The organism is Rhodococcus sp. MPR-R1B, from assembly GCF_058793255.1.
Window position 1 is genome coordinate 396,464 of the sequence record NZ_JBXAFO010000002.1, and the last position, 12,293, is coordinate 408,756.

At 62.4% G+C, this 12,293-nt stretch carries 11 protein-coding genes; 7 read left to right on the forward strand and 4 right to left on the reverse strand.

Annotated features, from left to right (window positions below; all coding sequences use genetic code 11):
* Positions 1-145 precede the first annotated feature (145 nt).
* From AC1Q61_RS04605 to AC1Q61_RS04620, 4 genes are all read left to right on the forward strand, one after another.
* Positions 146-508: a DUF485 domain-containing protein gene (locus AC1Q61_RS04605; protein ID WP_003939976.1), complete on the forward strand. Its 363-nt coding sequence runs from the start codon at positions 146-148 to the stop codon at positions 506-508.
* Positions 505-2,142: a monocarboxylic acid transporter gene (locus AC1Q61_RS04610; protein ID WP_007727752.1), complete on the forward strand. Its 1,638-nt coding sequence runs from the start codon at positions 505-507 to the stop codon at positions 2,140-2,142. Before AC1Q61_RS04605 ends, AC1Q61_RS04610 begins: the two co-directional genes overlap by 4 nt.
* 73 nt (positions 2,143-2,215) lie before the next feature.
* Positions 2,216-2,647 (forward strand): type II toxin-antitoxin system Rv0910 family toxin, encoded by a 432-nt coding sequence (locus tag AC1Q61_RS04615; RefSeq protein ID WP_003939735.1) that lies wholly within the window; start codon positions 2,216-2,218, stop codon positions 2,645-2,647.
* A 120-nt stretch (positions 2,648-2,767) separates the two neighbouring features.
* Positions 2,768-4,423 (forward strand): substrate-binding domain-containing protein, encoded by a 1,656-nt coding sequence (locus AC1Q61_RS04620; RefSeq protein ID WP_003940495.1) that lies wholly within the window; start codon positions 2,768-2,770, stop codon positions 4,421-4,423.
* Between the two features lies 1 nt (position 4,424).
* On the opposite strand, the gene AC1Q61_RS04625 is transcribed toward AC1Q61_RS04620, so the two are convergent.
* Positions 4,425-5,330, reverse strand: coding sequence for an ABC transporter substrate-binding protein (locus tag AC1Q61_RS04625; RefSeq protein WP_003940429.1), 906 nt, complete (start codon positions 5,328-5,330; stop codon positions 4,425-4,427).
* 65 nt (positions 5,331-5,395) lie between these two features.
* A complete protein-coding gene (locus tag AC1Q61_RS04630; protein WP_037128762.1) occupies positions 5,396-5,668 on the reverse strand; it encodes a WhiB family transcriptional regulator in 273 nt (90 codons plus the stop codon).
* A gap of 115 nt (positions 5,669-5,783) precedes the next feature.
* On the opposite strand from AC1Q61_RS04630, the gene AC1Q61_RS04635 reads away from it, so the two are divergent.
* Entirely contained in the window at positions 5,784-8,066 is a 2,283-nt protein-coding gene (locus AC1Q61_RS04635) for an ATP-dependent DNA ligase (protein ID WP_215516039.1), read from the forward strand.
* Here AC1Q61_RS04635 and AC1Q61_RS04640 read toward each other — a convergent pair.
* Complete coding sequence (locus AC1Q61_RS04640) at positions 7,966-9,507, reverse strand: MFS transporter (RefSeq protein WP_042921389.1); 1,542 nt, start codon at positions 9,505-9,507, stop codon at positions 7,966-7,968. The two genes, AC1Q61_RS04635 and AC1Q61_RS04640, sit on opposite strands and share 101 nt — an antisense overlap.
* 77 nt (positions 9,508-9,584) lie before the next feature.
* Between AC1Q61_RS04640 and AC1Q61_RS04645 the strand changes: the two genes are divergently transcribed.
* Positions 9,585-10,232 (forward strand): TetR/AcrR family transcriptional regulator, encoded by a 648-nt coding sequence (locus AC1Q61_RS04645; protein WP_003940096.1) that lies wholly within the window; start codon positions 9,585-9,587, stop codon positions 10,230-10,232.
* Between the two features lie 4 nt (positions 10,233-10,236).
* On the opposite strand, the gene AC1Q61_RS04650 is transcribed toward AC1Q61_RS04645, so the two are convergent.
* Entirely contained in the window at positions 10,237-10,959 is a 723-nt protein-coding gene (locus tag AC1Q61_RS04650; RefSeq protein WP_042921385.1) for a TioE family transcriptional regulator, read from the reverse strand.
* A 108-nt stretch (positions 10,960-11,067) separates the two neighbouring features.
* Between AC1Q61_RS04650 and AC1Q61_RS04655 the strand changes: the two genes are divergently transcribed.
* Positions 11,068-12,291 carry an erythromycin esterase family protein gene (locus AC1Q61_RS04655; protein WP_215516038.1) on the forward strand — a complete coding sequence of 408 codons (1,224 nt, stop codon included), beginning with the start codon at positions 11,068-11,070 and terminating at the stop codon, positions 12,289-12,291.
* Positions 12,292-12,293 lie beyond the last annotated feature (2 nt).

Below are 12,293 nucleotides of genomic sequence, written 5' to 3' on the forward strand. Positions count from 1 at the left end.
CTCTGCCGTTGGTCGCGCCTGCCTGACCGTTCGGCGCAGCGCGCGACTGCTCACCGTGTGACTGACGCCACAGCGTCTTCATGTGACTCCGATCTCACTAACGTCTGTGCGTAGTTCACTTCACACGCGAGGCGAGGAGCCGGCAGTGTCCACAGCAGAAATCAGTGAGGGGTCGCCGCAAGAGCGACGCACCCCGGATGCCCAGGCATTCATAGACATGCAAGCGAGTCCCGAATTCCAGGAACTCCGAACGCGTCTGCGCAAGTTCGTTTTCCCCATCACTGCATTCTTCCTGCTCTGGTATGCGGTGTACGTCGTCCTGGCTACCTATGCCCACGACTTCATGGCCACCAAGGTCCTCGGCAACATCAATCTCGGCATCATCCTCGGCCTCGGGCAATTCGTCACGACCTTCGCCATCACCGCGTGGTACGTGAAGTTCGCCGGTCGTGAGCTCGATCCCCGCTCCGCCGCCATCCGTGAAGAACTGGAAGGTCCCGCACAGTGATCACCACACTCGCCGCGTCCGGAACGGACGTAGGAAACCCAGCCTTCAACATCGCGATCTTCCTCGCTTTCGTCGTCGTGACCATGACGCTGGTGATCCGCGCCAGCCGGACCACCAAGAAGGCGTCCGACTTCTACACCGGCGGTGGGCAGTTCACCGGCCCGCAGAACGGGTTCGCCATCGCCGGTGACTACCTCTCGGCGGCATCGTTCCTCGGTATCGCAGGTGCGATCGCCGTGTACGGCTACGACGGATTCCTGTACTCCATCGGATTCCTTGTCGCCTGGTTGGTTGCACTGCTCCTGGTCGCCGAATTGCTCAGGAACACGGGCAGATTCACGATGGCCGACGTCCTGAGCTTCCGGCTCAAGCAGCGTCCGGTGCGCATGGCGGCGGCCCTGTCCACTCTGGCGGTTTCCCTCTTCTACCTTCTTGCCCAGATGGCCGGCGCCGGTGGACTTGTCGCCCTGTTGCTCAACATCGACGGCAAGGTGGGACAGTCGATCGTCGTCGCGATCGTGGGTGTGCTGATGATCGTGTACGTCTTGGTCGGCGGCATGAAGGGCACCACCTACGTACAGATGGTCAAGGCAGTTCTGCTGGTTGCCGGAGCCGGAATCATGTTCGTACTCGTTCTGTGGGCAGTGCGCGGCAACTTCTCTCAGTTGCTCGCCAATGCGCAGGACATGGTCAACAGTTCCACCACCAAGGGTGTGCAGGGACGCGACATCCTCGGCCCCGGTGCCAAGTACGGTCTTTCCGGAATGACGAAGCTCGACTTCATCTCTCTCGGAATCGCTTTGGTGCTCGGCACGGCGGGCCTGCCGCACGTGCTGATGCGCTTCTACACGGTGCCCACTGCCAAGGAAGCTCGCCGCTCGGTGACCTGGGCGATCGCGCTGATCGGTGCCTTCTACCTGTTCACACTGGTTCTCGGCTACGGCGCGGCCAGCATGGTCGGACCGGACAAGATCTTGGCAGCGCCTGGTAAGGAGAACGCGGCCGCTCCGCTTCTCGCCTTCGAGCTCGGTGGCACCATCTTCCTCGGCATCATCTCCGCGGTGGCGTTCGCGACCATCCTCGCCGTCGTTGCCGGTCTCGCGATCACTGCTTCGGCGTCGTTCGCTCACGACATCTACGCCAGTGTCATCAAGCGCGGCAACGCAACCGAGGAGCAGCAGGTTCGAGTTTCTCGAATCACCGTCGTGGTCATCGGACTCGTCTCCATCGTTCTCGGCATCATGGCGATGGGGCAGAACATCGCCTTCCTGGTGGCTCTCGCCTTCGCGGTGGCGGCCTCGGCGAACCTGCCCACCCTGCTCTACTCGTTGTTCTGGAAGAAGTTCAACACCACCGGTGCGCTCTTCAGCATCTACGGCGGTTTGATCAGCTGCTTGACGCTGATCGTGTTCTCCCCGGCGGTGTCGGGTAAGCCGTCGTCGATGTTCCCGAACTCCGACTTCGCCTGGTTCCCGCTCTCGAACCCCGGCATCGTCTCGATTCCGCTGGCATTCGTCCTCGGCATCGTCGGTACGTACATCGGACGTAACAAGATCGAAGATCCGGCAAAGCAGGCGGAGATGGAAGTTCGCTCCCTCACCGGCGTCGGCGTCGAAAAGGCTGTCAGCCACTAAGAGGGGCAAAGCCCCGTGCGTCTTTCTGGTACCTCTGGTTACGGAAAAGGCGCACGGGGCTTATTGTTCTGCCATGGCAAAGCTCACAGTGAAAATCGACGTTCCGCTTCCTCCTCAGGAAGTGTGGGACAAGGCGTCCGATCTCAGTGGATACGAAAACTGGCTCGTGGTTCACGACGGATGGCGCAGTGAACTTCCCGAACAACTGGGTGTCGGCACCGAGATCAGCTCGGTCGTGACCGTGAAGGGCCTGCGCAACCGCGTTCGGTGGACCATCAAGAAGTACGACGTCCCGAAGGCGATCTCGCTCAAGGGAGACGGCAAGGGCGGGGTCAAGCTCGGTCTCGAACTCGACGTCAAGGCAAAGGGCGACGGGTCGGAACTCGCGCTGACAGTCGAGTTGGGCGGCGCGCCGTTGTTCGGCCCGATCGGTTCGAGTGTGGCGCGGGCGCTCAAAGGCGATGTGGAGAAGTCGCTGGCCCAGTTTGTCCAGATCTACACCTAAGTTGTGGAGATTTCCACATCGAGCTACTTCACCGCTAACATGAGTTAGGATTCTTTTCGGCGGGATAAACCGGGCATCGGTTGGTTATTGATGCGGGTCCCGCCGGAAAGGATTCGATCAATGTCGTCTCGTCATGGGTACGGCGCACCACCTGCGTCCATGCCTCGATCCGTGCAGGTTCTGATCGGACTCTTGGCAGTAGTCGCAGTCGGTGGAACCGCAGCATTCGCCGTGACGTTCAAAAGCGTCAGCGACAAGGGAGAACTCGGTGCGAGTGCTGTCACAGCTGCGACGGCAACCAGCTGTGAGAACCCGGAAACCGTGACCGTGGCCGCCGATCCGTCGATCGCCACGGGACTCGAAGCTGTCGCCGCTGCCATCCCCGCTACGGAACTCGGGTGCAGCTCGCTCAGTGTGACGCCGCAAGATCCCGTGCTCACCGTCGCGGCGATCGCCGACGGTTCGGCACCCGCACTGTGGATCCCTGATTCGAGCGAATGGTTGGACAAGGTTTCGGCTAGCGGGCAGGAGATTCGCCGGATCAGCAACTCGGTCGCGTCCACCCCTGTTGTCACTGTCTCGGCGCCGGGTAGCGAGGCACCCGCCGCTTGGACGGATGTCCTCGGCGCTCCAGCACTGCACATCGGCGATCCCCTCACCAGTGCCGTCTCCAGCGCACCGATCGTGGCAGCCTTTGCCGAGGCCCAGTCGCGGGGCGGGGACCTCACGTCCATTTCGGCAGCCCTGGTCCCGGTGGCGCAAGCGCAGTACGGAAATCTGAAGGAAACCGGTTCGACCGGACGCATCCAAACCGTGGACGCGGACGGCGGGACCGCGGTGACGACCGAGCAGACCTTCGAGGCTTATCTCGCCGCACATGCGGACAGTCGACTCACCGCGTCGGTACCGTCTTCCGGTTCGGTCTTCATGGACTACCCGATGGCAGGTGTGGGTGCAGACTCGGCGGCGGCGGTCGACGCCGGCAAACTGCTGGCGGCAGCGCTGACATCGGACACCGGGCGCTCCGTACTTGCCGGCCTCGGGTTCCGCGGCGCGGATCAGGCCCCACCGGTAGCCGGTGGAGTGGGAAAGGTTGGCTCGCTGGTGCCGTCCGATCCGACTGTGGTCACCAAAGCGCTTGCGCGGTACGAGATTCTGTCCAGGCCTTCCCGTGCACTGGCAGTTGTCGACGTCTCGGGGTCCATGGACTACATGCAGGACGGGGTCACTCGAATGGCCGCGACTGCACAGGCCGGTGACATTGCGATCCGAATGTTTCCCGCCAACGCACAATTGGGTCTCTGGGCATTCTCCATAGACCTCGGCGAGGGCACGGACTACCGCGAACTCGAACCTGTCGCCCGTATGGATGCAACTGAAGGCGACACGGATCATCGGAGCAAACTGCTGTCTCGGATCGACAGCCTCTCTTCGATCGTCGGCGGCGGAACAGGTTTGTACGACAGCGTTCTCGCCGCGTATCGGTCCATGCAACAGACCTACGATCCGGCCTCGATCAATTCGGTGATTCTACTGACCGACGGTGCGAACGATGATCCGTCGAGTATCTCGCTGCAGGAACTTCTCGACACCCTGACTCGCGAGCAGGACCCGACGCGGCCGGTACCGATCATCACCATCGGTGTCACCGATGACGCCGATACCGATGTGCTCGAGCAGATTTCGGCTCTCACCGGCGGCAACAGCCACTTCGCTCCGACACCGGCAGACATCCCGAAGGTCTTCGTCGGCGCGATCAGTGGGCGCGCCGGCTGAACTACTCGAGGACTGGCGCGTCGGCGCTGTCCGTGATCCATTCGGTTGCGAGTCTCTCGAGGGTGCCGTCGGCGTAGAGCGCATCCACGGCGGCAGAGACGCACGCCGTCAGAGGACTGTTCTTCTCGAGCACGAACCCGAAGAATTCGGTGACCGCGTTGGGCCGCGGAAACTGACCCACGATGACCGACCCGGGCAGTTCGTTCTCGGTGATGTGAAATCCGGTCGGGATGTCGACGACCAGTGCGTCGATCTCGCCTGCGGCCAGCGCAGCTTTCGCATCGTCCGTGGTCGCGAACTCGCGTGGCGCAGTGGTCGGAACAATCGTGTCCGTGATCGCCGCGAGGCTGGTGGAACCGGTCTGAGCGCCCAGTCGGTAGCCGGCAAGATCCGCAAGATTCTTTGCCTCAGCGGCTTTGCTCCCGCGCGAGGCGATCACCGACTGCGCCACTGCGTAATACGGCGAGCTGAAGTCGACGTTCTCGCGGCGATCCCCGGAAACCGTGAACTGATTGACGTCGAAGTCGAAATCCTTGGGGCCTGGTTTCAGTGCGTCGTTGAAGGCGGCCGTGGTGAAGCGAACCTGATCGGCGTTGTACCCGAGTTTGCCGACGACGGCCCGGGCCACCGCCCCCTCGAAGCCCTTGCCGTTGGACGGAGTGTTGTCGACGAACCACGGCGCGTACGCCGGCGAATCGGTGGCGATGGTCAAGACACCGTCTTCGAGGGTGGTCCCGCTCTGTGGTCCGCACTTGTCCACGGCGGTGGTCGAGGGCAGTTTGGTGAATGCCTCGGGAACCGTGGTCGTGGTGTCCGCTGCCGCAGGTGCCTCCGGCTGCGACGAACACGAGCCCAACAAGATCGAGGAAGCGAAGATCGCGGTCACGGCAACAGCGCGTCGTGTCATAGGCACAAGGCCATCTTGCCTGTTTGTCCGGTACGAACGTGACGGGGGTCTCGTGTGAGCGGAGTTCACGCAGCTGAGCGTCGTAGTGCAAGGCGCTCCGACGGTGTCGTCCCACCCCATACTCCGTGTGGTTCAGCGGTGTCGAGTGCAAAGGTCAGGCAGTCCCGAATGACCGGGCAGCGGAAGCACACCTGCTTCGCGGAATTTTCCCGTGCAGCCCGATTGCGTCCGCGTTCTTCACCCGGCGAATAGAACACGGCGGGGTCCACCGTCTTACAGGTGGCGAACATCCGCCAGTTGTTGTCGACCAACGGCTCCACGGAACTGCGAACTGTCATCGTGGTCTCCTCTCCCATCGAGAATCCAGTCTTGCCCGTGGCCTGGCGCAGCGGCAGGTTTCCGATCCACCAGATTTCTACTGCCAGATGCAGCACTATCCAGCACAATGAGGAAATGGCAACGACGGATCGGGGTCAGATCACGCTCGACGGCACAACGGTGTCCGTGACCAATCTGGGCAAGATCCTCTACCCCGAGAGCGGCACCACGAAGGCCGAAGTCATCGACTACTACACCCGTATCGCCGCAGTCATGCTTCCGCATGTCGTCGGTAGACCGGGCACTCGTAAGCGTTGGCCCAATGGCGTGGACGGTCAGTCCTTCTTCGAGAAGAACCTTGCGTCGTCTGCCCCGCAGTGGCTCACGCGTGCGTCGCTGCAACATTCTGATCGTGTCGTCACTTACCCGGTCTTCGATTCCGTTGCATCCCTGGCGTGGCTGGGGCAGCAGGCCGCACTCGAATTGCACGTTCCCCAATGGCGATTCGACGGTTCCGAGCGTGGTCCGGCGACACGACTGGTATTCGATCTCGACCCGGGCGAAGGCGTCGGATTGACCGAGTGCGCCGAGGTGGCGAGGTCGATTCGAGATCTGGTCGCAACTCTGGGGTGGACTGCCTATCCGGTAACCAGTGGTAGCAAGGGAATTCACCTCTACGTTCCACTGGATCGAGCCTTGGACGGCAGCGGTGCGTCGACTGTCGCCAAGCAGATCGCCACCGGACTCGAGAAGCTTCACCCGGATCTCGTCACCGCGACGATGGCTCGAAATGTGCGGGCAGGCAAGATTTTCGTGGACTGGAGTCAGAACAACGCAGCCAAGACAACCATTGCGCCGTACTCGATGCGCGGTCGCGATCAACCCTATGTTGCCGCGCCGCGCAGTTGGGACGAACTCGACGATCCGAAACTACGACATCTGTTGTTCGACGAGGTTCTGGAGCGCGTCGAATCCGATGGTGATCTGCTGGGCGATCTGGATCCGCCGGTCTCGGCGGCTGTAGCCGACACGTTGACGCACTATCGCAACAAGCGGTCGGCCGACCGGACGCCGGAGCCGATCCCTGCTGCGGTGACCAAGGAGACAGCGGGCAATACCTTTGTGATTCAGGAACATCACGCCAGACGATTGCATTACGACGTTCGGCTGGAGCGGGATGGTGTGCTCGTGTCCTGGGCTGTTCCGAAGGGCGTGCCGACCAGTGCCGGAGAGAATCGGTTGGCCGTGCACACCGAGGATCACCCGCTCGAGTACGCCACGTTCTCGGGCACGATTCCGAAGGGGGAGTACGGCGGCGGTTCGATGACGATTTGGGATTCCGGGACGTACGAGACCGAGAAGTGGCGTGAAGACGAGGTGATCGTGCGCCTCAGTGGGAAACGGGTGCAGGGACGCTTCGCGCTGATCCGGACGAAGGGTGACCAGTGGTTGATGCATCTGATGAAGGATCAGAACGCGAGTTTCGGAACGGAGTTTCCCAAGAATCTCGAGCCGATGCTTGCCACCGCTGGAACGCTCGAAGGTCTCGACTCGCAGGAGTGGGCTTTCGAAGGTAAGTGGGACGGGATCCGAGTGATTCTCGAATATCATTCGGGCACAATGTCACTTCGCAGTCGCGCGGGTAACGACAAGACCGGGGACTATCCCGCCCTTGCCGGGTTGGCCGAGGTGCTGGACGGTCATGACGTGGTTCTCGACGGTGAAGTGGTGGCGTACAACGACGCGGGGGTCACCGATTTCGGTCTTCTCCAGCGAGGTGGGGAGCCGGTGTTCCTGGCCTTCGATCTTCTGTACCTCGACGGAGTGTCTTTGCTGCGGAAATCCTACTCGGACCGGCGCACCGTGTTGAATGCGTTGGCGGGCAAGGTCGGTGAGCTCGAGGTACCTCCACAGATCGAGGGCACGGCGGAGAACGCGTTGGAGGTGAGTACCGATGCCGGATGGGAAGGGATTGTCGCCAAACGTCGTGCATCGGTCTACCTTCCGGGGCGGCGTGGGTCGAGTTGGATCAAGGTGAAGAACTGGCGCACTCAAGAGGTGGTGATCGGAGGGTGGCGCACTGGGCAGGGCAATCGAGCACAGGGGATCGGGGCGCTGCTCATGGGAATTCCGGGTGAGGATGGATTGACCTACGTGGGGCGCGTCGGTACCGGCTTCAGTGATCGCGACTTGGAGTCTTTACTTGCGACACTGGAACCGCTGCGTCAGAAGGAAAGTCCGTTCGGGGAGGAACTTCCAGCAGATGACCGCAAGGGTGCGGTGTGGGTGAGGCCGGAACTCGTCGGTGAGGCGCGGTTCATGGATTGGACGGGGACCGGACGCCTTCGCCATCCGAGTTGGCGGGGTCTGCGGGAGGACAAGAAGCCGGGCGACGTGGTGCGGGAAACAAGGCAATAACGGCCAACGCGCCGAGGAACGCTGCTGCGGCACAGATCTGGATTCCCATGCACATCGCCGAAGTGTAAGCCTGATTCGCTGCTTCCGCCACAATGCTCACCGGGGGAGCGTCGGCGTGGATCTGCGCCAGATCGACTGTGGAAGTGCCGACTCCGGGTTCGAAGCGGGACCGGAAAACCGTTGCTACGACTGTCCCGACGACGGCGACGCCCAGAACTCCACCCAATTCCCTTACGACACTGTTGATCGAACTTGCCATCGCAGCCTGCTGGGGCGCAACCGACGACATCGACGCAGTTGTTGCCGGAGCCATGACCAGCCCCATCCCGGCGCCAACCAGTGCCATGATCGCAGCCAGGACCCCGAACGGTGCGTACCTACCCGCGGCGATCGACAAGACCAACAGTCCCACGGACATGACCGCGAGGCCGCCCGCGATCGAGCTGCGCACCCCGAGTCGGCCAACCACACGATCGCTGCTGGAGGCGACAGCCGCCATCACCAGTGCAAACGGAACTGCACCGACGCCGGCAACCAATGGACCGTAACCGCGAACGAATTGGAGGTATTGCGTGTACGTGAAGAGAACACCGAACAAGGCGAAGAACGTTGCGGCCAAGATGGCATTGGAGATGCTGAACACTCGGCTGGTGAAGATGCGCACGTCTGTCATCGGCGCCGGGGCCCGCAGCTCCCACCAGACGAACCCGGCGAGAAGTGCTGTTGCGCTGACGATCTCCAGCACCGTGATGGGCGACGACCATCCGCGAAGGCTTGCTTGGGTGAGGGCATCCACGATCAAAGCCAGTCCGCCGGCGGACAGCAGGAGTCCGGGGATGTCGAACGAACCCTTCGTGATCCCTCTTGCCGGGGGCACAAGAAAAACCGTCGCGGCGATCACACCGGCGACCAGTGGGACGTTTATCCAGAAGACGCTTCCCCAACTGAAATGTTCGAGAAGTACGCCACCGGCCACGGGGCCGATCGCGATTCCCAGTCCGGCGGTTGCAGACCAGATTCCTATCGCCCGGCCTCTCTCGTGCGGGGCGAACATCGAGACGACAAGTGACAGCGTCGCCGGCATGACCAGTGCGGCGGCTGCCCCCATCACTGTTCTCCATCCGATCAGCTGCATTGACGTGTGAGAGAGGGCAGCGAAGGCTGACCCGAGGGCGAACAAGGTGAGGCCGGTCAGAAGTATCCGACGGTGACCGAATCTCGCGCCGAGTCCACCTGCCGTGATGAGCAAGGCGGCGAACGCCAATGTGTATGCGTTGGTGATCCATTGCAGGTCGACGGTGGTCGCCCGCAGTTCGCGGGCAAGGGTCGGGATAGCGGTGTTGAGGATGGTGTTGTCGATCGTGACTACGACGAGGGATGTGCAGAGGGCGCCCAGTGCTGCCCATCGTCGCCGGTCAGTGGGTTCGAGGGAATTCATCATGTCCTTACGAATGTAACCTTACGAATGTTTAGTGATGAGAACGTACCCCCTCGCCTTACATGTGTAAAGTTTGTCGGGTGAGTGATGTTTCCGAAGATGCCGATGAAACTGGGACGAGTGGTTCTCGGAGTACTCGCGCCCGAAATCCGAGAGGAAGCGGCGCACGGCTCCGCGGAGAGATCGTCGCCGCAGCGGCGACGCTCATCGCCCGCACCGGATCGGATCAGGCGGTGACGCTCCGATCAGTCGCTCGCGAAGTCGGGATATCCGCACCATCTATCTACGGACACTTTTCCGATCGCGATGCCATTGTCGAAGCGGTGGTCTCCGAATCGCTGGAGCAGTTGCATCTCGCCGTGGCCGACGCCGTTTCCGCACACCCCGACCCGGTCGAGGGTCTGTATGCCGGGTGCTCGGCATACGTCGAGTTCGGCATTTCCGAGCCCGCTCGGTATCGGGTCTTGTTCGGGTGGTCCAGGCCGAAAGGTCAGTCACCACAATCGGATACGCGAGGACTGGCCGCCTTCAACACACTGGTGACCAACCTCGACGCGTGCGTCGCCGCTGGGAGGTCGGCCAGCACAGACACTTTTGTCGATGCGGTATCGATCTGGACTTCGCTGCACGGACAGGTGATGTTGCGGGCCGATCTCCCGGAATTCCCGTGGCCGTCGACCGACACCGTCGGTGAGATGGTGAGGAGCCTTGCGCGGCTTGTGAACTGACGCCTCAACCGTTTGCTGATCGGCAACCAGGCGAGGTCTGATCCAGCATCGTGAGATAGGCATCGAGCTGAGCTGCGCCGGCGAGAAGGTTGCGACTGCGTGTGGTCAGCCGGTCTTGCCAGGATTCGAGGAACGCTGACAATGCGTCTGCTCCGCCGGCCTCGCGCAGCGAATCGAGAAACTGAGCGACTTGCGACAGCCGATAGCCACCGCGCCGCAGCTGCCGTGCGATCTCGGCGTCGCGCACACACTCCGGACCGTATTCGCGATAACCCGTTGCTCGTTCGCGCTCGGGGCGCAGGATGCCGTGCTCTTCCCATGTGCGCAGTGTCGCCGGGTGAACGCCGAGACGGCGCGCCAGCTCACCCACCGTCAGCGCTGGACCGTGCACCAGTGCCGGTGCCATGGTGGACAGAGTCCCCAGCGCTGTGGCTACCTCGGTGCGAGTTCCTCGCTCGGCGAGCAGCGTCATGTGCGCACTGTCGATCAGGCGATAGGCGGACTCGGTGTCGCCCTGGTTGGTCGCCCGCATGATTTCCGTGGCCCGCTGGTGCCCGTGACCGCCGCGCAATGCGAGGAAAGTGCGCAGGGCTTGCGCGTGCACTGGGGTGTATCGCCGGTAGCCGTAAGTGCTGCGCTCGGTCGGAGGGAGGATGCCGGCATCGTCGTAGTTGCGGATCGCCTGTGCGGACAACCCGTGTTCACGGGCAAGGTCTATGGGCCGCACTGATCACCTCCGATTGAGGCTTTTCACGGTATACCCCAGGTAATTGCCGGTGAAAGTTTCACTCGAATCTTCAACGATACTGTCGAAGGCAGTCCACCTTCGAAAGGGATGATCATGTCCACTGCCCCAGCGCTGAGTGAGTTCGGCCGCCAACTCGAAGACGCGGCAAGTCTTGGTCGTGCGGTCGACGAACTGCTCGCCACGCTAACCGAGGTGCCGACTCTGCTCGCCCTCGGCGAGCCGACTCATGGGATCAAGGCTTTTCCGTTGCTGCGCAACGAACTTCTCGGCCAACTGGTCGAACGAGGATATCGGTCGATCGTGCTCGAAACAGATGTCTTTGCGGCTTTGCTCGTGAACGACTACGTGAACGGGGGAGAGGCGGACATCGAGAAGGTGCTCGACACAGGCTTCAGCCACGGATTCGGTGCGGTACCGGGTAACCGCGAACTCGTCGAATGGCTACGCGAGTACAACCACGGCCGCGCTCCGGCCGACCGAGTTCGCTTCTACGGCTTCGACGCTCCGGTGGAGTATTCCGGCGCACCGAGCCCACGTGGCGCGCTGTCTGCAGCAGGTGACTTCCTGCCCGCTGCGATGCGGCCGCACTCGTTCGACGACATCGACCTTCTGCTCGGGCAGGACACCGACTGGACCAACCCGGCGGCGATGTTCGAACCGGCTGCGTCCGTCGGCAACTCCGATCAGGCTCGTGCCCTGCGCATCATTGCGGACGACCTCGCCAGCGTCCTGCGGCGCGCCGCACCTGTGCTGCGGCCCGCCGACCCGGCCGGGTACGACCTGGCCCTTGCACATTCACGCACCGCTCTGGGGCTCTTGCGCTATCACTCCGCGATGGCGAGTTCCGCTCCTGATCGCATCGGCACTCTGCTCAGTCTGCGTGCCGAGATGATGGCCGAGAACCTGTTGGCGGTCGTCGTCCAGGAGCAGCGACGCGGGCCGATCCTGCTCTTCGCACACAATGCCCATCTCCTGCGAGTGCCGTCCGACATGCCCGTCAACGGCGACGTGGTCAGCTGGGGGAGCGCCGGCTCACTTGTCGGACTTGTCCTCGGGGAGCGCTACGTATTCGTGGCAACCGACGCCAACCCCGACAGTGATCCGGGCACTCTGCAGGGAGCGTTGGCCGATGCGACCAGTCGGCGTGCCCTGTTTCTGGCGCCCGCACTTCGCGCAGCACTTGACCCGTCCGTCACCGCGGGAGAGGCGATCCTGCCCGGCCACCTGCCGCTGAAACCTTCGGAGTTGGACGGCGCCGACGCGGTCATTTTCGTCGCGGACACTGATGGAAAACGTTATCAATACTGGTAACA